Source organism: Amycolatopsis jejuensis (assembly GCF_000717335.1).
GTDB classification, from domain to species: Bacteria; Actinomycetota; Actinomycetes; order Mycobacteriales; family Pseudonocardiaceae; genus Amycolatopsis; species Amycolatopsis jejuensis.
Genome location: NZ_JNYZ01000009.1, coordinates 115,223 through 135,390, shown reverse-complemented (window position 1 = coordinate 135,390; position 20,168 = coordinate 115,223). Strand labels below are relative to the sequence as shown.

Annotated in this window: 18 protein-coding genes and 1 pseudogene; 12 read left to right on the top strand and 7 right to left on the bottom strand. The window is 69.8% G+C overall.

All coding sequences use genetic code 11. The annotated features are described in order from the left end of the window. Positions 1-49: 49 nt before the first annotated feature. The 3 genes from OO71_RS13155 to OO71_RS13145 all read left to right on the top strand — a co-directional run bounded on the left by OO71_RS13155 (position 50) and on the right by OO71_RS13145 (position 2,404). Positions 50-970, top strand: coding sequence for an aldo/keto reductase (locus OO71_RS13155; protein WP_033290030.1), 921 nt, complete (start codon positions 50-52; stop codon positions 968-970). A gap of 63 nt (positions 971-1,033) precedes the next feature. Continuing rightward, the gene (locus OO71_RS13150; protein WP_033290029.1) at positions 1,034-1,933 is read left to right on the top strand and encodes an SDR family oxidoreductase; all 900 of its coding nucleotides are present in this window, start codon (positions 1,034-1,036) and stop codon (positions 1,931-1,933) included. 9 nt (positions 1,934-1,942) lie between these two features. Next, on the top strand, positions 1,943-2,404 hold the full coding sequence (locus OO71_RS13145; RefSeq protein ID WP_033290028.1) for a pyridoxamine 5'-phosphate oxidase family protein: 462 nt from the start codon (positions 1,943-1,945) through the stop codon (positions 2,402-2,404). A 93-nt stretch (positions 2,405-2,497) separates the two neighbouring features. Here the strand turns inward: OO71_RS13145 and OO71_RS13140 are convergent, their stop codons facing one another. Continuing rightward, the gene (locus OO71_RS13140; protein WP_033290027.1) at positions 2,498-3,736 is read right to left on the bottom strand and encodes a helix-turn-helix transcriptional regulator; all 1,239 of its coding nucleotides are present in this window, start codon (positions 3,734-3,736) and stop codon (positions 2,498-2,500) included. 85 nt (positions 3,737-3,821) lie between these two features. On the opposite strand from OO71_RS13140, the gene OO71_RS13135 reads away from it, so the two are divergent. The 4 genes from OO71_RS13135 (at position 3,822) to OO71_RS13120 (ending at position 8,016) form a co-directional block, all read left to right on the top strand. Next, positions 3,822-4,622 (top strand): nuclear transport factor 2 family protein, encoded by an 801-nt coding sequence (locus OO71_RS13135; protein WP_051791512.1) that lies wholly within the window; start codon positions 3,822-3,824, stop codon positions 4,620-4,622. A gap of 81 nt (positions 4,623-4,703) precedes the next feature. Then, positions 4,704-6,173 carry a flavin-containing monooxygenase gene (locus OO71_RS13130; protein ID WP_033290026.1) on the top strand — a complete coding sequence of 490 codons (1,470 nt, stop codon included), beginning with the start codon at positions 4,704-4,706 and terminating at the stop codon, positions 6,171-6,173. Next, complete coding sequence (locus tag OO71_RS13125) at positions 6,170-7,030, top strand: metal-dependent hydrolase (RefSeq protein ID WP_033290025.1); 861 nt, start codon at positions 6,170-6,172, stop codon at positions 7,028-7,030. Before OO71_RS13130 ends, OO71_RS13125 begins: the two co-directional genes overlap by 4 nt. Then, the gene (locus OO71_RS13120) at positions 7,027-8,016 is read left to right on the top strand and encodes a PDR/VanB family oxidoreductase (protein ID WP_033290024.1); all 990 of its coding nucleotides are present in this window, start codon (positions 7,027-7,029) and stop codon (positions 8,014-8,016) included. The genes OO71_RS13125 and OO71_RS13120 overlap by 4 nt, the downstream gene beginning before the upstream one ends. Before the next feature lie 3 nt (positions 8,017-8,019). On the opposite strand, the gene OO71_RS13115 is transcribed toward OO71_RS13120, so the two are convergent. After that, positions 8,020-8,295, bottom strand: coding sequence for a YciI family protein (locus OO71_RS13115; RefSeq protein WP_033290023.1), 276 nt, complete (start codon positions 8,293-8,295; stop codon positions 8,020-8,022). 197 nt (positions 8,296-8,492) lie between these two features. Here OO71_RS13115 and OO71_RS13110 point away from each other — a divergent pair, with 197 nt between their 5' ends. The 4 genes and pseudogenes from OO71_RS13110 (at position 8,493) to OO71_RS13095 (ending at position 12,723) form a co-directional block, all read left to right on the top strand. After that, positions 8,493-9,068, top strand: coding sequence for a SigE family RNA polymerase sigma factor (locus OO71_RS13110; RefSeq protein WP_033290022.1), 576 nt, complete (start codon positions 8,493-8,495; stop codon positions 9,066-9,068). 52 nt (positions 9,069-9,120) lie between these two features. Continuing rightward, on the top strand, positions 9,121-10,302 hold the full coding sequence (gene nagA, locus OO71_RS13105) for an N-acetylglucosamine-6-phosphate deacetylase (RefSeq protein ID WP_033290021.1): 1,182 nt from the start codon (positions 9,121-9,123) through the stop codon (positions 10,300-10,302). 910 nt (positions 10,303-11,212) lie between these two features. Further along, a pseudogene (locus OO71_RS50050) lies at positions 11,213-11,473 on the top strand (hypothetical protein); the annotation flags it as partial. A gap of 551 nt (positions 11,474-12,024) precedes the next feature. Continuing rightward, positions 12,025-12,723, top strand: a complete 699-nt coding sequence (locus OO71_RS13095) for a DedA family protein (protein ID WP_033290020.1) — start codon at positions 12,025-12,027, stop codon at positions 12,721-12,723. A 38-nt stretch (positions 12,724-12,761) separates the two neighbouring features. On the opposite strand, the gene OO71_RS13090 is transcribed toward OO71_RS13095, so the two are convergent. The 4 genes from OO71_RS13090 to OO71_RS13075 form a co-directional block, all read right to left on the bottom strand. Continuing rightward, positions 12,762-14,156: an FAD-binding oxidoreductase gene (locus OO71_RS13090; protein WP_033290019.1), complete on the bottom strand. Its 1,395-nt coding sequence runs from the start codon at positions 14,154-14,156 to the stop codon at positions 12,762-12,764. A gap of 37 nt (positions 14,157-14,193) precedes the next feature. Next, positions 14,194-14,823 (bottom strand): class I SAM-dependent methyltransferase, encoded by a 630-nt coding sequence (locus OO71_RS13085; RefSeq protein WP_033290018.1) that lies wholly within the window; start codon positions 14,821-14,823, stop codon positions 14,194-14,196. A gap of 16 nt (positions 14,824-14,839) precedes the next feature. Continuing rightward, complete coding sequence (locus OO71_RS13080; RefSeq protein ID WP_211260510.1) at positions 14,840-15,787, bottom strand: NAD(P)/FAD-dependent oxidoreductase; 948 nt, start codon at positions 15,785-15,787, stop codon at positions 14,840-14,842. 931 nt (positions 15,788-16,718) lie between these two features. Further along, complete coding sequence (locus OO71_RS13075; RefSeq protein ID WP_033290016.1) at positions 16,719-18,230, bottom strand: MFS transporter; 1,512 nt, start codon at positions 18,228-18,230, stop codon at positions 16,719-16,721. Between the two features lie 89 nt (positions 18,231-18,319). Between OO71_RS13075 and OO71_RS13070 the strand changes: the two genes are divergently transcribed. Then, positions 18,320-18,898, top strand: a complete 579-nt coding sequence (locus OO71_RS13070; protein WP_051791511.1) for a TetR/AcrR family transcriptional regulator — start codon at positions 18,320-18,322, stop codon at positions 18,896-18,898. 757 nt (positions 18,899-19,655) lie between these two features. On the opposite strand, the gene OO71_RS13065 is transcribed toward OO71_RS13070, so the two are convergent. After that, positions 19,656-20,078, bottom strand: coding sequence for a PPOX class F420-dependent oxidoreductase (locus tag OO71_RS13065; protein WP_033290015.1), 423 nt, complete (start codon positions 20,076-20,078; stop codon positions 19,656-19,658). Between the last annotated feature and the right edge of the window lie 90 nt (positions 20,079-20,168).

Below are 20,168 nucleotides of genomic sequence, written 5' to 3'. Positions count from 1 at the left end.
TGTGATACAGCGGTTTTCGTTCCGCCGCGGCCGGATTAGGTTCGAAAGCATGACGAAGCTGGGCACCACGGAACTGGACATCTTCGGCCTCGACCTCGGCTGCAACGTCTTCGGGTACACCGCCGACGAACCCACGTCATTCGCCGTGCTCGACGCGTACACCGGCGCCGGCGGCAACTTCCTCGACACGGCGAACACCTACGGCGGGGGCGGCGGTTCGGAGACGATCATCGGCAAGTGGCTCGCCGCGCGTGGCCGCCGGGACGACGTGGTGATCGCGACGAAGGTCGGCATGGGTGACCAGCGGCCGGGCCTGTCGGCGGCGAACATCGCCAGGTCCGTCGAGGAATCCCTGCGCCGTCTGCAAACCGACCACATCGACCTTTACTACGCACACAAGGACGATCCCGGCACGCCGCAGGAGGAGACCCTCGCCGCGTTCGACGGGCTCGTCCGCGCGGGCAAGGTCCGCCACATTGCGGCGTCGAACTTCACCGCCGACCGGCTCGCCTCCGCACTGTCCATTTCGGACCGTCAGGGACTCGCCCGATACGTTGCCCTGCAACCGCATTACAACCTCGTGGAACGCGACTACGAGAAGGAACTCGCCCCGCTGGTCGCTCGCGAGAACCTCACCACCCTGCCGTATTTCGGGCTGGCCAAGGGATTCCTCACCGGCAAGTACCGCTCGAAGGACCAGCCGGGCGACTCACCGCGCGCCCCGCGAGCGCTCGAATACCTCGACGCACGCGGCGAGCGAGTGCTGGCCGTGCTCGACGAGGTAGCAGCTGCGCACGGCGTTTCGGTGACGAGCGTTTCCCTCGCCTGGCTCCGCGTGCAGCCAACGGTCGCCGCGCCGATCGCGAGCGCGCGGACCCCGGAACAGCTCACCGATCTGCTCGCCTCGGTGTCGCTCGAACTGACCGGCGACGAGCTCGCGGCGCTGGGCGGCGCATCTACCGTGCAGTAGCCTACTCCGGGTAAGTTGCGGTACGGTGCCCTCCAACAGCGGAAACCGGCTCAGGAGGGCACCGTGGCAGCGCAGCAGAAGCACCAGGTCGACGGCAAGGTCGTGCTCATCACCGGCGCCGCCCGCGGGATCGGCGCCGGACTGGCCGAACGGCTCGCGGCTCGCGGCGCCAAGGTCGCGCTCGTCGGTCTCGAGGCCGCAGAGCAGGAGAAGGTCGCCAAGCAGATCGGGCCGAACGCGCGGTCCTGGGAGGCCGACGTCACCAGCTGGGACGACCTCGAACGCGCCACTGCCGGGGTCGTCGAGCACTTCGGCGGGATCGACATCGTCGTCGCCAACGCCGGGATCGCCACCGCCGGATTCGTACGTTCGGTGGACCGCGCCGCATTCGAGAAGGTGATCGAGGTCGACCTGCTTGGCGTTTGGCGCACGTTCCGCGTCACGCTTCCGCACGTCATCGAGCGCCGCGGGTACCTGCTCGGCATCTCCTCGCTCGCGGCGATCACGCACGCGCCCGGCATGGCGAACTACGCCGCGGCGAAGGCGGGCGTCGAGGCGTTCTGCAACAGCCTGCGGGCGGAGGTCGCGCACCTCGGGGTGAAGGTCGGGGTCGCGCATCCGACCTGGATCCGCACGGACCTGGTCGAAAGCGCCGACGCACATCCGGTGTTCGGCAAGCTGCGCTCGTCGATGCCAGGGCTGATCGGGAAGACGTACCCGCTGGACGTCGCCCTCGACGACCTCGAAGCCGGGATCCTGCGCCGCGCCCGTACGGTCCACGTGCCACGCTGGGTCGGCGGGCTGAAGCTGCTGCGCGCGTTCCTGCCGCCGATCATCGAATTCGGCTCGCGGGCCCGGGTGCCGGCAGCGGACCGGGCCGCGCTGAAGGACATCGAGGAGCGCGGCGCGTTCGAGTCGTCGGTGACCGGCTACGGCGGACGCGCTGCCACGAAACGCAGCTGAGGAGCGTCCATGTCGCGTCGCGACCAGATCCGGATGACACCGGACGAGGTACAGGCATTTCTGGCTGAGCAGAAGGTCATCAACGTGGCCTCGATCAGCCCGAACGGCCGCCCGCACCTCACCGCGCTCTGGTATTTCCCGCACGAGAGCGGCGGGGTCGCGACGTGGACGTACGGCAGCTCGCAGAAGGGCAAGAACCTGCGCCGCCTGCCGCAGGCGACCGTGCTCGTGGAAAGCGGTGAGTCGTACGAGGAGCTGCGCGGGGTTTCGTTCGAGGCGGACGTCGAGATCGTCGACGACACCGCCGCGGTCACGGAGATGGGGCTCGCGCTGATGATGCGGTACTCCGGCGGCGGACAAAGCGAGCTCCGCCCGTTCATCGAGCAGCAGGCACCGAAGCGGATCGGCCTGATCCTGCGCCCGACGAAGATCGCGAGCTGGGACCATCGGAAGCTGGGCGGCGGGTACTAGCCACCGTCGGCGCGGCCCCAAGTCCGTGAAGGGAACCATCAGGGAATCAGATTCCGTGATGGTTCCCTTCACGGAACGTCGGCCGGGCCGGAACTAACTCCCGGAGGAGTGGAACACCGCGGCCGCCTCGGTACGGGAGCCGACGCCCAGCTTGGCCAGGATGTTGGCCACGTGGAACTTCACCGTGGACTCGCTCAGGTGCAGGTCCGCGGCGATCTCGCGGTTGCGCTGCCCGAGCGCGATCCGCTGCAGTACCTCGGTTTCCCGCGGACCCAGTTCGGCCAGCGGATGCCGGGGCGCCCGCGGGTCGAGCGGCAGGGTGGCGCGGATCGTGAGGCCCCAGCCCGGGGTGGCGTCGACCTCGAACTGACCACGCTGGGTGCGGACGCGTTCGGCGAGCTGGCCAAGGTCGACCCCGCCGCTGACCTCGCCCGGGCCGTCGTCGCGGACCAGCACGAGCAGATCGTGCCCGCGCAGCTGCCAGCCGACCCGGACCCGCCGGACGGCGTCCTGCTGCAGCACCGCCAGCACGACCGCACGCGTGGTGATCCGGGCGGCATGCGCGACGTCGGACGGGACGAACTCGCTCTCGGCAGGCGGGTCCAGCTCCAGCTCGACGGGGCCGTGCCGCAGCAGCGGCCGCAGCGATTCGGCCAGCCGCTGGAAGGCGCGACCCACCGGTTCCTCGCCGCCGGGAGTCTTCCGGCGTTCGGCCTCGGCGCGCAGGTCTTCCAGGGCGTTCAACGCGAGGTCGATGGCTGACGCGCGAGCGGTCGCGTCGTCGAGCTGCCTGCTGCGCAGCACGCCGAGCAGCCCGGCCATGGCCGCCGCGTGGGCCTCGCTCAGCTCGGCCACCGCGGTTTCGCGCGCCTGCGCAATGGCGCGCGACCGCGCGAGCACTTCCGGCTGAGCGGTGAGCGTGAGCTGGTACTGGAACGTCGTGACCAGGTCCCACAGCCCCTGGACCATGGCGACGGTTTCCTCCGGCAACGGCTCAGCGTCCGGCCGCACGAAGACCACCAGCGCCCCGCTCGGCGCGCGGTCGCTGGCCACCGCCAGCACGGGGAAGTTGCCACCCGCGATCGGAACCGTGCCCTGCCAAGGCTTTCCGGCCGTGACGTACGCGAGCAGCGCACCGAGCTCGACCCCGGTGACGGCCGCCGCGAGGTCCGGCTCGCCGACCGCGCGCACCGGCGTCGACGCGCAGTAGATCGCCAGGTGGGCGGCCACGCGGTGCGGAAGGTACTCCCCGACGACCTCGGACAGGCCGTCGAGCATCTCCGGCCCCGGCTGCTGCGCGATCCGTACCGCGAGGGCGAGCGCGTGCTCCATGGTCTCAGCGTACGTTCTTTCGGCCAGGCCGGAACTGGCCGGACGACCGGCGTACCGGCCCGCGCGCCCGCCCAGGATCGAAGGTATGCAGACACTGCTGACGGAGTTCTTCCGCGACAAAAGCAACCTCGACCTCGACCGGACGATGGACTACTTCTCCCGATCCGGCACCACCTACCTCGACGCCACGCTCGGCTGGGCCATGCGCTCCTGGCCGGAGGTGTACGACGCATTCGCGGCGAACATGCCCAGCTGGCCGCCGGTTTCGGCGTCGTACCCGACCCGCATCGTCGGCGACGAGCACAGCGCGGTCGTGTTCTTCACCGATGCCCCGGGGATGTTCGGGCCGAACGAAATCCGCCTCGCCGGTGCCGTCGACGTGCGGGACGGCAAGATCGTGCGCTGGGTGGACTACTGGGACGGGCGGCACTTCGGGGTCGACGGTTACCGGAAACTGCTGGTCCCGGACGCCCCCACCGACTTCGGCGAGACTCGCGCCGGGGAAGCCGCGTCCGAGGTCGCCCAGCGTGCGGTGGCGAACCTGACGGCGGCACTGCGGGCCGGAAATCCCCAGGTCGCGGTGGAGTGCTTCACCGTCGACGCGGTGTTCGAGGATCTACCGTCGCACCTGCAGGTGATCGGCCACCAGAGCATCGGCAGCTTCCTCGCGAAGGCCGCGAAGCTGCTGCCGTACGCCGGGCCGCACGTCGAGGTCCGGCACGTGCTGAGCGGCGGTTACGAGTGGACCGGTCCGGATGGCTTCGGCATCACCGGCCTGGAACTGGACGATGAGGGCCGGATCTCGCGGCTCACGGCGATGTGGAACGGCGCGCACGCCAGCCCGGAAACGCTGGTCGAGCTGGCCTCCGCCGCCGTTGAGTACTGACCAGTAGGGAGTACTTTCAGGTAACTGTTACTTGAGGTAACATCATCTGCGGCAGACCCCCAGCGCAGCGGAGGCCGACAGATGACCGAGCGGTTCAAGGTCGTGATCGTGGGTACCGGATTTTCCGGGCTCGGCCAGGCGATCCAGCTCGAGAAGGCGGGCATCCGGGACTACGTGATCCTGGAGAAGGCCGACGAGGTGGGCGGGACCTGGCGGGACAACTCGTACCCGGGTTGCGCCTGTGACGTGCAGTCCCACATGTACTCGTTCTCCTACGCGCAGAACCCGGACTGGAGCCGCTCGTTCTCGCCGCAACCGGAGATCTTCGGCTACCTCAAGGGCGTCGCCGACGAGTACCGGCTGCGCGGGAAGATCCGGTTCGGCGTCGAGATCACCGGCGCGCACTGGGACGAGCGCGAGCGGCGCTGGACCGTGGAAACCAAGGGCGGCACGGAGTTTTCCGCACAGTTCCTCGTCGCCGGCGTCGGCGGGCTGCACATTCCGCAGATCCCGCAGCTGCCGGGCATCGGGAAGTTCAAGGGTCAGACGTGGCATTCGGCACAGTGGAACCACGAGTTCGACCTCACCGGCAAGCGGGTCGCGGTGGTCGGCACCGGGGCGAGCGCCGTCCAGTTCGTCCCGCAGATCGCACCGCAGGTGGCCGGGCTGAAGCTGTTCCAGCGGACGCCGCCGTGGATCATGCCGAAGCCAGACCACGCAATGCCGGGCTGGGCGAAACAGCTGTTCAAGCGGGTGCCGGGCACCCAACGGCTGTACCGCAACGCGCTGTACTGGATGCTCGAAGCCCGCGCCATCGGGTTCAACGGGCACCCGAAGCTCATGCACGCCGCCGAGACCATTGCGCGCCGGCACATCGCGAAGGGCATCAAAAACCCCGTACTGCGCCGGAAAGTGACGCCCGATTACACGATGGGCTGCAAACGCGTCCTGCTTTCGAATGACTATTACCCGGCGCTGGACCGGCCGAACGTCGACGTGGTCACCGACGGGGTAGCCGAGGTCCGCGCACACAGCATTGTGGACAGTGCCGGGGTCGAGCATGAGGTCGACGCGATCATCTACGGCACCGGGTTCAAGGTCACCGACGCGCTGGAGTACCTCGACATCACCGGTGTCGACGGCCGTGATCTCGCGAAATCCTGGGCCACCGAAGGAATCCAGACACACAAGGGAATTACCGTGTCCGGGTTCCCGAACCTGTTCTTCCTGCTCGGCCCCAACACCGCGCTCGGCCACAACTCCGTGGTGTTCATGATCGAATCGCAGTCGCGGTATGTCGTCGATGCGATCCGGCTGGCCGATTCCCACGGCGCCGAAGCACTCGACGTACGCCCGTCAGTACAGGACGAATTCCAGGAGCAGATCCAGGAAAAGCTCGTCAAGGGCGTGTGGACGCAGGGCGGCTGCAAGAGCTGGTACCTCGACTCGAAGGGCGTCAACCGCACGATCTGGCCGGGCTTCACGTGGAAGTACTGGCTCGAGACGCGCCGCGTCGACCCGAGCGATTACGAGCTGAGCGGCCGGTCATGACCGCCGAGCACGAGCAGATCGTGCTCCACGCGCGCGACGTGGAGTTCGACTGGTCGCGCCTGCCGATGCACTGGATTCCCGGCGAACCGCAGGCGACCCACAGCATCAACGTGCTGCACATCGCGCTGCCCGAAGGGGAACGCTGGTTCGTCGAGGTGTTCAAGGAGGCCGTACCGCTGATCCGCGACGAGCGGCTCAAGGAGGACGTCCTCGGGTTCATCGGCCAGGAGGCCATGCACGCCGTGGCGCACGACGGCGCGGCCGCGCACCTGGAGGTCGCCGGGCTGTCGGTGCGACCGTACGTCGCGCAGATGGAGTGGATTTTCCGGCGGCTGCTGGGAACCCGGCCCGGCTCGGGGCACGAGTGGCTGATCGAACGGCTCGCGCTGGTCGCGGCCATCGAGCATTACACGGCGTTCCTGGGCCAGTGGATCCTCGACGCGTCCGCGCTGGACGCTTCGGGCGCGGACGAAACCATGCTCGATCTCCTTCGCTGGCACGGAGCCGAGGAGGTGGAACACCGTTCGGTCGCGTTCGATTTGTTCTGCCACCTCGACGGCCGCTACCTCCGGCGGGTGCGCAGCATGATCGTGGTGACGCCGGTGCTGGCGTGGATTTTCCTTCGGGGTACCCGATTCCTGATGCGAGGCGATCCCGAGCGACCGGGGCGCGCGACCTGGCGGGCGTACCGGCGGGCGTACCGGCGCGGGCTCCTGCCGGGGCCGCGTGAACTGCTGCGGGAGATCCGGCCGTACTTCCGGAAGTCCTATCACCCCACGGAAACCGGGAACACCGACCAGGCCGTGGCGTACCTGGCGAGCTCACCCGCGGCCCAGGCGGCCGACGCGCCACGATGACCGCGCCGCAGTTCCCGCCGCGCCTCGACGGCAGTGGACGACGCGACCGGCTGATGTCCACTTTGGTCGCCGTGAGCGCGGCTTACCGGCGGCTGGCGGAGTTTTCCGCACGGCGCCGACCTCCCGTGCAAGCCGTTGACCGGCGGCTTTCGCTGATCGTCGACGCGGTTCGCGCGGAAGCTTCCGACGTGATGAGCCTGCGACTCGTACGCCCTGACGGCTCGTTACCCGCTTGGCGTCCCGGCGCGCACCTCGACTTGCTCCTGCCTTCCGGTGCGGTCCGCCAGTATTCGCTGTGCAGTTCGCCGGAAGACCTTTCGCATTACCGGATCGCAGTGCGGCGGATCGGTCCCGCGTCACGTGAAGTGCACGCCTTGACGGCCGGTACGCGCGTGACGGTGCGCGGGCCGCGTAACGCCTTCCCATTCGTGGCCGCACCGGCGTACCACTTCGTGGCGGGCGGCATCGGGATCACGCCGATCCTGCCGATGGTGCATCGCGCGGCCACCCTCGGCGCGGACTGGCGGCTGGTCTACACCGGCCGCGACCTGGCGTCGATGCCATTCCTGGACGAGCTGCCCGCCGATCGCGTCTGGGTCCGGCCGGACAGCGAGTTCGGCATTCCGGCGTCCGGCGCGGAGCTGTTGAAAGACCTTCGCGCCGACGCTGCGGTGTACTGCTGCGGCCCGGCCCCGATGATCACCAGCGTCCGGATGGATTTGCCGCGGACGAACGCGGTGTACTTCGAACGGTTCTCGCCGCCGCCGATCGTGGACGGCAAGCCGTACCGCGTGGAGCTGCGCCGCAGCGGGCACACGCTCGACGTGCCCGCCGACCGGTCCACGCTCGACCTCGTCCGCGAAGTGCTGCCGGACGTGCCGTACTCGTGCCGGCAGGGTTTCTGCGGCACCTGCGAGGTGGCGTCCGCGGACGGCGGGCGCGTGCGGATCTGCGTGGACCGCGGTCCCGCCGTCCTGGAGCTTTAGCGCTTACGAGACCCAGGCGCCCAGCGTTGGCCGGAATTCGCGCACGCTGCGCTCGGCGACGACACCTTCGAGGTAATACGGGTCGTTGTCGATCAGCTTCGTGAGCGCGGCCTCGTCGTCGGCCTGCCACAGGACCAGACCGCCGGTGTCGTCGGCGAGCGGACCGGCGACGGCGACATTGCCCTGCGCGGCGTGGTCGCTGATGTACGCACGGTGGCGTGGCCGGACGTCGGCGAGCTTCTCCTGGACGTAGCGGATTTCGACGAGGTACCAGGCCATGCGGTTCTCCCGGGGTCGAGGCGGCGGTGACATCCGCGACGCTACCTGTCACCTGCAGCGTGGTCCCACCATGCGAGCGATGGCGGGGCGGAGCCAACCCGATAGGCTAGGCGTGCGTCAGAACCTGTGTGAACGCTGTGACTCTCGCACCCTCCACAGGCCTGCTGACCGGACACGTCGAGGACGGGCGGGGATTCATGCTGGAGGGGAACGCGGAACGCAGTGTCGAGGCGACCCTCGGCCATTTGCGGACCATGGACGGGCCGGCCCCGGTGCAAGCGCCGGCCACGCCACTCACCCTGGAGGACCTCTACCGCCAGCACCGGATGCGGCTCGTGCGGCTCGCCATCCTGCTGGTCGACGAACCGGCCACGGCCGAGGACGTCGTACAGGAGGCGTTCACCGGGCTGCACCGCAACTGGAGCCGATTGCGCGACGCCGCGGCTGCGGTGGGTTACCTGCGCACCGCAGTGGTCAACGGGTCACGCAGTGTGCTGCGTCGGCGCAAGACCGCGCGCGAGTACGTGCCGCCGCATGCGGTGAACGCGCGGTCCGCGGAAAGCCTGGCGATGCTGTCGAGCGAGCACCAGGCCGTGGTCAACGCGCTGTCGAAGCTTCCACCGCGGCAGCGCGAGGTGCTCGTGCTGCGGTACTACGGCGGCTTGAGCGAGGCGGAGATCTCGGAGGCGGCGGGGATTTCGAAGGGCACGGTGAAGTCGACAGCCAGCCGCGCGCTGGAGGCATTGCAGAAGGCAATGCAGTCGCCACAGTGACCCGGCCGGACGAATCCGGCTCAGCTCGACCCTCTCTGGTCCAGACCAATATATGCTGGGCCCTGTGAAGCACGCCGGAGACTTCGTCATCACGGGCGGCCGCGTCGTGGCCCCGGACCGCGTACTCGACGACGGCTGGCTCGCCGTGTCGGCCGGGCGGATCGCCGCGGTGGGCACGGGTACGCCGCCCGCCGCGCAGTCCGTCGACGTCAGCGGCGCCCTGGTCGTGCCCGGTTTCGTCGACATGCACTGCCACGGCGGCGGCGGCGGTTCGTTCTCCACGCTCGACCCGGACGAGATCCTCACCGCGGTCCGCGCGCACCGCAGGCACGGCACCACCACCACGCTCGCGAGCCTGGTCTCCGACCCGATCGACCTGCTCACCGAGCAGATCGCCGCCCTGCGCGAGCTGGTACAGCAGGGCGAGCTGGCCGGGATCCACCTGGAGGGGCCGTTCATCTCCCGCGCCCGCTGCGGCGCGCACGACCCGGACACTCTGCGCGAACCGGACACCGGAACGATCGATAAGCTGCTGCGCGCGGGCCACGGCGCGATCCGGATGGTCACGCTGGCGCCGGAGCTGCCCGGGGGCGTCAAGGCGGTCCGGCAGCTGGCCGAATCGGGCGTGATCGCAGCCATCGGGCACACCGACGGGGTAGCCGAACAGCTGGTCCCGGCCATCGACGCCGGCGCGACGGTGGCAACGCACCTCTTCAACGGCATGCGCCCGCTGCACCACCGAGAGCCGGGCCCGGTAGGCGTCCTGCTCGACGACGAACGCGTGACGGTCGAGCTGATCTGCGATTTGGTCCACCTGCACCCGACGGTCGTCCGCCTGGCCGCGCGACACGCCGGTCAGGGCCGCACGGTGCTGATCACGGACGCCATGTCGGCCACCGACGCCGCCGACGGCCGCTACACGCTGGGCCGCCTGGAGGTCGACGTGCACGATGGGGTGGCCACCCTGGACAACGGTTCACTGGCGGGCAGCACGCTCACCATGGACAACGCCTTCCGCAACCTGGTGAATGGTGCAAAACTCGGCATCCTGGACGCAGTCCGAGCCACCTCGGGCCGCCCGGCGGAACTGCTGGGCATCGCCGACCGCACCGGCGCCCTGCGCCCCGGCCTGTCCGCCGACGTGGTCATCCTGGACCCCGACCTGCGCCCCACGAAGGTCCTCCACCGGGGCGAATGGGTAGCCGAGGCGGGGCGAGCTACCTTGAGCACGTAACCCACGACCTCGGACGGAGCGGATGAGCGAGCCGAAGGACCCGGAACGGCTACTGGCAGACGCATTGCGCGCCCAGGCCGTGTTCGCTCCGCACGCCATCCCGCGACCGGCGGAGGAATCCGCGCCGGACGAGCCTGGTCCGGACGCGGCCGATTCCAGCGGTGCGGCCACTCCGGGCCCCGACGGAACCGCTCCCGAGAACCCCGGCCGCCCCGACGGCGAAGCCCCCCTCCCGACCGGCATCCTCCCCACGCCCCAGCCCGGCCCGGCTCCCGGAACCGGCGCCTACCCAGCTGCTGACCAGCCCGCTTCCGGCAGCGGCTCGTCCGGTAGTGGCTCGTCCGGTAGTGGCTCGCCCGGCAGTGGCTCGCCCGGCAGTGGCTCGTCCGGCAGCGGCTCCTTCGGAGCTCAAGCTCCCGACCCGGCCACACCAGGCCCTGCCACCGGCACCGGCTCCTTCGCGACCCCACCACCTGGCGGCCCCGGCACCCCGGCATCCGCTGCGTCGGGCCCAGCCAACTCCGGCACCGGCACCCCAGCACCCGGCTCAGCCACGGGCACCGGCGCCTTCGGCGTCCCAGGCAGCCCTACCGCCTCCGGTACCGGCGCTTTCCCCGCCTCACCCGGATTGCGTGCCGCCGGTAGCGGCACCTTCCCGGCCCAACCCGGATCGCCCACTTCGGGTAGCGGCTCCTACCCCGCCTCACCCGGCCCAACCGACTCGGCTTCCGGCTCCTCCCCCGGATCGCCCGCCGCCGGTAGCGGCTCCTACCCCGCCTCACCTGGCCCGACCGCCTCGGGTACCGGCTCCTTCCCGGCCTCGGCCGCGTCCGGAAGCGGAGTCTTCACCGGGGCCGCGGAGGCGTCCGCGGCAAGGCCCGATGCGTTGTCGGCCACCGGTCCGACCACCGAGCTCCCACCCCGCTACGGCCTCCTCTCCGGCGCAGGCGCGGACTCCCTCGCCCGCGAACGCGCCGCCCTCGACGCGGCCGACGTCACCGCTCCCGGCACCACCGGCTCGATCCCCCCGGTGGGCGCGGGCGACGAGACCTTCCGCGGCCAGGTCCACCCCACCCCGAGCAGCCCCCTGCCCGCGCACTGGGTCCTCCTGCTGGCGATCCTCCTCGGCCTTGCCGCTGGATCGGTGATCGGCCTGCTCACCCTCGTGTGATCCGCCCCAGCCACTCACACCCAGCGGGCACCCACCGCACCCCACCGCACCACCGCGCCCCGCCGAGCCGCACGCCGTTCCGCCGAGCCGCACGCCGCCAAGCCAGCCTGCCGCGCCCGCCGAGCCACTCCACCGAGCCAAGCTGCCGCGCCCGCTGAGCCAACCTGCCGAGCCAAGCCGAGCCGCACGCCGCCACTCCACCGAGCCAGGCTTCCCCACCCACCGAGCCAAGCTGCCGAGCCAGGCTGCCCCACCCACCGAGCCAAGCTGCCGAGCCAAGCTGCCGCGCCCACCAGGCGAAGCTGCCGCGGCCACCGAGCCACTCCGCCGCACCGCCGAGCCACCCGGCCAAATCACCCGGGCCCCCGGCCCACACCGCCCGCTCGGCCAAGCCGGGCCTGCCCGGACCGCCGCTCGGCCGAACCCGGCCTGCCCGGACCGGCACCCCGCCCTGCCCTCCGGGCCCGAGTTTCTTCACCCCGATCCCACACGATGACCTGCGATTCCTTGCCCGATGAACCCTCCCCGGCGCACCCTGTACCGTTTTCGGTGTGATTCTCGCCCAGAACACAGTGACCACCATGTCCCTGCTGCCGTCGTGGCTGGACCCGCAGCACCTGCTGACCGGGCTGACGGTGCCCGTGATCGCCGTGCTCTGCCTGATCATCTTCATCGAGAGCAGCATCTTCCCGGTGCTGCCCGGTGACTCGCTGCTGTTCACCGCGGGCCTGTTCATCGCGAACGGCACGCTCGACGCGCCGCTGTGGCTGGTGTGCGTGCTGGTGACCGTCGCGGCTCTGGTGGGGAACGTCGCCGGGTACTACCTCGGCTACTTCGCCGGCCCGAAGCTGTTCAACCGGCCGGATTCGAAGATCTTCAAGCGCGAGTACGTGGACAAAACGCACGGCTTCCTCGAGAAGCACGGTCCGAAGGCCGTCGTGCTGGCGCGGTTCGTGCCGTTCGTCCGTACTTTCATCACCTGGATCGCCGGCATCGGCCGGATGGACCAGAAACGCTACTTCACCTACACGGTGATCGGCGGCATCCTCTGGGCCGCGGGCATCACGGTGCTGGGGTCGCTGCTGGGCAACATCACCTTCATCAAGAACAACGTCGACGCGATCTTCATCCTGATCGTGCTCGTGTCCGTGGTGCCGATCCTGATCGAGTACCTCCGCAGCCGTCGCGAGAAGAAGACCGCCGAGGACCCGGGCGAGGTCACCCAGCAAATCCCGCGCGTACGCGACTGAAAACGGCGCCCGGGTAGATCCGGGCGCCGCTTCGCTGTTCAGTCGGTCATCGAGAACATCGAACCCGGGTTGAAGAGGTTCTCCGGGTCGAGCGCCTGCTTGATCTGCCGGTGCACGCGAATCCCGACCGGCCCGATCTCGCGGGCGAGCCATTCGCGCTTGATCTTGCCGACGCCGTGCTCGCCGGTCACCGTGCCGCCGAGAGACAGCCCGACCTCGAGGATCTCGTCGAACGCCTGCTGCGCCCGCGCGAACTCGTCTTCGGAATCGGGTGCGTACACGATGGTCGGGTGCATGTTTCCGTCACCGGCGTGCCCGACCACGGCGATTTTCAGCCCAACCTTCTCGCTGATCCGCTCACAGCCACGGATCAGTTCGGCGATGCGGGTGCGGGGGACGCTGACGTCGTCGGTGAGCCAGACGCCGTAGGTCTCCAGCGCGGTCAACACCACACGGCGAGCCTGGAGCAGCATCTTGCCCTCTTCGAGGTCGTCGGTGGCGTAGACGAGGTCGGCGCCGCAGTCGCTGCAGATCTGTTCCAGCTGCGCCAGTTCGCGACGCGCGACCTCGCCACCCGCGTCGGACTGACCGAGCAGCAGCGCCTGACAGTCCGACCCCGCGCCAAGATCGGTCTTGAGGTAGGTCTCCGACGCCTTGATCGACGCCGCGTCCATGATCTCCAGCAGCGACGGCACCAGCCCCTCCCGCACTGCCCGCGCAACCGCCTCTCCCGCGGCCTCGGTGGTGCTGAAGCCCGCGACCAACGTCGCCGGTGCCTGCGGAAGCGGCCGCAGCGAGACGGTCGCCTGGGTGATCACGCCGAGCGTCCCCTCGCTGCCGACGAACAGCTTCGTGAGGTCATACCCCGCAACCCCCTTGACAGTGCGGCGTCCGGTCTTCAGCAATGACCCATCGGCGAGCACGACCTCCAGCCCGAGCACGGAATCCGTGGTCACGCCGTATTTCACGCAGCACAATCCGCCGGCGTTGGTGGAGAGGTTGCCGCCGATGGTGCACCAGTCGTAGCTGGACGGGTCGGGTGGGTAGAACAGGCCGTGTTTCTCGACGGCAGACCGGAAATCGAGGTTGACGACGCCCGGCTGCACGACGGCGAGCCGGTTGCCCGGGTCGACCTCGACGATCTCGTTCAGCTTCATCAGGCTCAAGATGACGCAGCCGTCGATCGCATTGGCCGCGCCGGACAGCCCACTGCCCGCCCCGCGCGGCACGATGGGGACTTTCGCGTCAGCGCAGGCGCGGACCGTCGCCTGCACCCCCGCGGTGTCCGCCGGAAGCACCACCGCGAGCGGCTTGCCCACGGGCGCGAGCGGCATCATGTCGCGCGCGTACGTGCTGGTCACGTCGGTGTCGGTGAGCACAGCGGCGGGGCCGAGGTCGTCCCGGAGCCGCTGAAGGAGGGCGTCGTTGCTCATACCGGCATCGTAGACGGGGAATCCGCAGTGCGGAATATTACTTCCGATTATGCCCAACCTTTCGCGCACGCAACACGGTGTCGCGCGTGTGCGCGGTGCCAGGCGGCGCCGGTGCGACCCGCGGTCGGCTTTCGTTGACGAGCACGGTCCAGCCGTCGCCAAGCAGCGGCGCGATGTCGGCGGGTTGGTAGTAGTCGCCGACGTGGTGCTCGGCGGACAGGTCGCCCGGGTCGTGGCTGACGAAGAGGAGCGTGCCACCCGGCGCGACCGCGTCGAGCACCTGTTTCACCGGACCGTCGCCAGATTGCCTGCGCAGCGGGAAGTACTGGACGGAGATGAGGTCGAACGCCTCGACCGGCAGCGGGCTGACCGCCAGGTCGGCGCACACCCACGCGATCCTTTCGGCCGCCGCTGCTTCTTCCGTCGCGGGATCCGCCGAGCGCGCCGCAGCGGCTGCACGGTGCAGGGCGGTCCGCGAGATGTCGACAGCCGTGACGTGCCAGCCGTGGCTGGCCAGCCACCGGGCGTCGGCACCTTCGCCACAGCCGACGTCGAGCGCTTGGCCGGGCGGCAGTCCGTCGATCTCGGTGACGAGCACCCCGTTGGGCGAGCCGCTGAAGAGCTGGTCGCGGCTGCGGTAGCGGTCTTCCCAGAATTTCGCGTCCATTTTTCCTTCCCCCGGTTCAGAATCCATGTACGGCTTCGCGGGTTTCCTCGGCGATGAGGTCGGCGTTGATCGCGCCCGCCGCTTTGGCCCCGGAGGCCGCCGAGAGAAGCACATTCGCCGACGGATCACTGACGTTGCCCGCGACCCACACCCCCGGCACCACCGTGAGCCCAGTCGCATCGGCAGCAATGAAGGCCCCACCCGGATGCGGCGACGGCTCCAGCCCGAGCCCGGCCAGCAACGCCGCCCGCGGCACGGCCCGCGGCGCAATTGCCAAGGCGCGCAAGGGAATCAGGTCACCACTGTCCAGCCGAACCCCAGCCAGCCGATCGTCGACGACCTCCAGCTCGGTCACTTTCCCTTCGACCACCGCAATCCCACGCGCGGCCAGCTGCACGAATTCGTCGTCGGCCGGCTGGGGACCGGTGTGGCGAAGGAACGTGAGCCGGTCGGTCCACTGCCGGAAGAGCAGTGCTTGGTGCACGCTCAACGGGCCGGTGGCGAGGACGCCGATGGGCTCGTCGCGGACCTCCCAGCCGTCGCAGTACGGGCAGTGCACGACGTCGCGGCCCCATCGGGCGGCCAGGCCGGGGATGTCGGGTAGTTCGTCGGTGATGCCGGTGGTGACCAGCAACCGCCGCGCTCGGGCGGTACGCCCTTCTTCGAGCTCGACCGTGAAGTCCCGCTCCTCTTGGACGACGGTCCGGACCCGCCCGGCCAGGACCTCACCGTCGTACGCCGCGATCTCCTTCCGCCCCATCGCAAGCAACTCCCCCGGCGGCTGACCGTCCCGGGAGAGAAAGCCATGCATGTGCGCAGCGGGCGCATTGCGCGGCTCCCCGCTGTCGACCACGAGGACGGACCGCCGAGCCCGCCCGAGCATCAACGCCGCACTCAAACCGGCCGCCCCACCACCGACGATCACGACGTCGTAGCGACCTGCGGACTCCACGTTTCGGGCCATGTTGGTGACCACCTCCTGCATCCACGATCCGAAGGTGGGGTGAAGATGACAAAGTTCTTTGCCGAAACTGCAAAATCCGGTTGGGTGCGGTTTTGACGACGGTGCACTGAGGGAACCCGGCATCCTCCGGCCACTGCGGCCAACGCAAGCGCCCGCTTGCCGCCCGCCAGTTCCCGCCAGTTCCCGCCACGGCGCCTTGCCAGGTGCACGGATCGGTCGGCCAGCGGCCCAGTCACGCTGCGGCGCACCGGTCTGACAACGCACTCGACCCAGTCCGTAACTCAACGCCGACTCGCTGTCCGGCCGCTCTCCAGCCGAACAGCGCACCCGGCCAGAACCCGACGCAGCCACGGCCCGGCCCGACCAGGCACCGCCGCACGGGCCGGACACTCGGCCCGGCCACACAGGCCCAACCGCACGCTTGCCCAGCCACGCACTCGACCCGGCCACACCGGCCCAACCGCACGCTTGCCCAGCCACGCACTCGACCCGGCCACACCGGCCCGACCGCACGCTCCACCCAGTCACACACTCACCCGGCCACACGAGCCCGGACCGCACGCGTCGCCCAGCCAGACACTCGACCCGGCCACAGGGGCCGGACCGCGCTGCACCCAGCAGACACGCACCCCCGCAACTCTGGCCCGACCGCGCACTGCGCCCGGTCGCCCTCCGAACCGGCCGAGCCGCTCGGAGCTGAGTCTTGCCCGCACCCGGCCCAATTCGGCCACCCGGAGCGGCAACCCAGCCCGGCAACCCGGCGCAGCCCACCGGCCGAGCCGCTCGGAGCTGAGCCTCGGCCCGCACCCGGCCCAATCCGGCCACCCGAAGCGGCAACCCAGCCCGGCAACCCAGCGCAGCCCACCTGCCCAGCCCGCCGGAACGGGACCGAGGGGAGCAGCAGCGACCGCGGCCCACGTCGTCAGCGGGATCACGCCTGCATTGCGGCCTCCTCGGTTCGAGGCGTCTGCGGGTGATTTCCTTGGCGGCGCAAGAGGAAATACGCCTGCAGTGCCGTGTACACCAGGATCGCCGCGCCTACCCACGCGCTCGTGTGCAGGGCCGTCACGAAGGATTCGCGGGCCGTGCTCAGTAGGGCTGCGGCTTCGGGGGCCGGTAGGGCGTTGGCGGTGGCTACAGCACCGCCCAGGGTGTCGTGGGCTGCGGTGGGGGTGGTGGCGGGCAGGCCGGACTGGTAGACCGCCGTTGCGAGGCTGCCCAGCAGGGCGGTGCCCAGGGCGCCGCCCAGTTCGTAGCCGGTTTCCGAGATTGCGGACGCGGCTCCGGCGCGGTGGACGGGGGCGGCGGAGATCACGAGGTCGTTGGTGAGGGTTTCGGACAACGCCACCCCGCCGCTGACCAGCACGAACGCCACTACGACCGCGGCCAGCCCGGCGGTTGCGCCGATGGCCGTGAGGACCAGGAAACCCGCCGCGCCGAGCAGCAGGCCCAGGCTGATCAGGATCGGGATCCGGACCCGCTGCGCGAGCCGGGCGGCGGCGAGCGAGCCGAGGACGCCGGCGACGGTCGCGGGCAGCATCCACAGCGCGGCCACGAGCGGGCTCAGCCCGAGCACCAGCTGCAGGTACTGCGGCAGCAGGAACAGCAGCCCGACCAGCGCGAACACACCCAGCAGGTTCGTGATCACCGACCCGCTGAACGTGCGGTTGGCGAACAGGCCCAGGTCGAGCATCGGCTGGTCGAGACGCCGTTGACGGCGCACGAACACCACGCCCAGCGCGAGTCCGGCGACCATCGCACCGATGGCCGTCCAGGAAAGCCCCGACGTGGCCGCGACCTTCACGCCGTAGACGACCGGCAGCATCGTGCCCAGCGACAGCAGCGCCGACCATGGGTCGAAGCGACCGGGCTTCGGGTCACGGAATTCCGGCAGCAGCCACGGACCTGCCGCGAGCAACAGCACCATCACCGGCACGTTGATCAGGAAGACCGAACCCCACCAGAAGTGCTCGAGCAGCCAGCCGCCGACGACCGGGCCCAGCGCCATCCCGCCGGAGAACGCCGCGCTCCAGACGGCGACTGCGGTACGTCGAGCGCGGTCTTCGGTGAAGATGCTGCGGATCAACGAGAGCGTGGACGGCATCAGCGTCGCGCCGCCGAGGCCGAGCAATGCCCGGGCGATGATGAGCATCAGCGCCGACGTGGAGAACGCCGCCAGCACGGACGCCGCACCGAAGGCGGCGCCGCCGATAAGCAGCAGCCGCCGCCGCCCGATCCGGTCACCCAGTGTGCCCATGAAGACCAGCAGGCCCGCGAGGACGAACGAGTAGACGTCGACGATCCACAGCTGTTCCGCGCCCGAAGGCGCGAGGTCCTCGCTGAGGTAGGGCAGGGCGAAGCCCAGCACCGTCATATCCACGCTGATCAGCAGGACCGGCAGTACCAGAACCGCCAACGCCCACCACTGGCCGCGCCGCACCATGGCGCACTCTCCCTTTCTTGCACCGTCCGGACGGTACAGTTTGATCCTGGGGTAGAAACTAGACCGTCTGGACGGTACAGTCAAGGGTGATGCCCAAGCCTTCAGCTCGTGAACGCATACTCGGTTCGTACGAGGTCATCCTCGCCGACCACGGACCGGTCGAGATCACCCTCGACGCGGTGGCGGCGCATGCCGGCGTGTCCAAAGGTGGCCTGCTCTACCACTTCGGTTCGAAGGACGCGCTGCGCGACGGCCTGCTCGAACGCCTGGAACGGCTCACCGACGAGGATCTGGACCGCGCACGGGCGGCACCCGAAGGAGTGGTGCGGTACTACCTGCGCTCGGCGATCACCGACGTCACGAGTGATCTCGCGCTGCATCGGACGACGATGGCGACGATCCGGCTGGTGCTCAACGACCCGATCGTGGCGGAGGTGTCGCAGCGGTGCCTCGTGCGTACGCGCGCGATGTTGATGGAGCACCTCGATGATCCGCTGACGGCGGAGATGGTGATCCTGGTGGGGGAGGGTCTGTACATGCGAGCGGCACTCGGGGGAGACGCGACGACCAGCCTGCTCGACCGGATCGACGAGATCGCGGAGCGGCTCGAGGCCGGGGAACCCGTGGGGGTTGCGGATGTTGCGGGGAAGGTGACGGGGCGGGGTTGAGCATGGGCCGGATGCGGGGCGGGCCATGGCCGGGCACCTGACGCCGCGGGGCGGGGCGAGGTTCAGCTTGGGCCGGGTGGCTGTGGGGCGGGGCCACGGCCGGGCAAGTGCTGCGGCGGGGCGCGGTTCAGCTCATGCCGAGCTGGGCGCGGCGCAGGGTGGGCCACGGCGGGGCAAGTGGCGCGGCGGCGGCAAGGTTGAGCTGAGCGCGGTGCGGAGAAGGCCATCGCCGGGCAGGTGGTGCGGCAGGGCGAGGTTGAGCACGGGCCGAGCTGGGCGCGGGCCGGGGTGGGCCACGGCGGGGCAAGTGCTGCGTCGAGGGCGAGGTTGAACTCGGGCCGAGCTGAGCGCGGCGCAGGGTGGGCCACGGCGGGGCAAGTGGCGCGGCGGCGGCAAGGTTGAGCTGAGCGCGGTGCGGGGTGGGCCGTGGCCGGGCAGGTAATGCGGCAGGGATGACGTTGAACTTGCGCCGAGCTGGGCGCAACACGGTCCGGGCCACCGCCGGGCAGAGGGTGCGGAAGGGCAGTCGGCGAGGAGGAAGCCCGGCTGATCTGCAGCTCGGGTGGAGGTCCACGAGCCGGGCGGTGCGACACACAATCGGCAACAACGGCAATCGGCAACAACGGTGCGGACCGATCCGCGAGTAGGTCCAACCGGGCGGCGCGGCAACGGAGTCAGAACTTCAGGACCAGGCCCAGCGCAACCCCAACCAACCGCGAGCCCGAAGCCAACCAGTCACCCAAGCGAAACCCGAGACTCACCGGACCAACCCGTACACCCGATCAATCTCCACCGTCAGCAGCAACCTCCGGTCCTTCACCATGGCCTCGCGGAACTCCGTCCAATCCGGATGTTCCCCCGCGACCGTCCGGTACAGGTCCACCAGCGCCTCGACCGCCGCATCGTCCACCGACTCCGCTACCGGCGACAGCACGGCCCGGCCTTCCGCCACTGCGTACGACCAGCCGTTCGGCGACGCCACGTGGTAGCTCACCCTCGGATCCCGGCGCATGTTCTTCGTCTTCGCCCGGGTGTCTGTGATCGACACTCGCAGGCGGTCGGGGCGGTCCAGGTGGTGGGTCACCGTGGACAGCTGGGGGCGGCCGTCTCGTTTGAGTGTCGCCAGGACTCCTTGGCGGCCCGCTGCGATGAGGTCCAGTAGCGCCGTGTCGTCGGTCATACCCACCTCAAGGCCGCGCGAGCGCGTTCTGTTCCCGACTTGACCAGCGAAAACCCTAGATCAGGAGAAAACGGACGAACCCCATCCGGT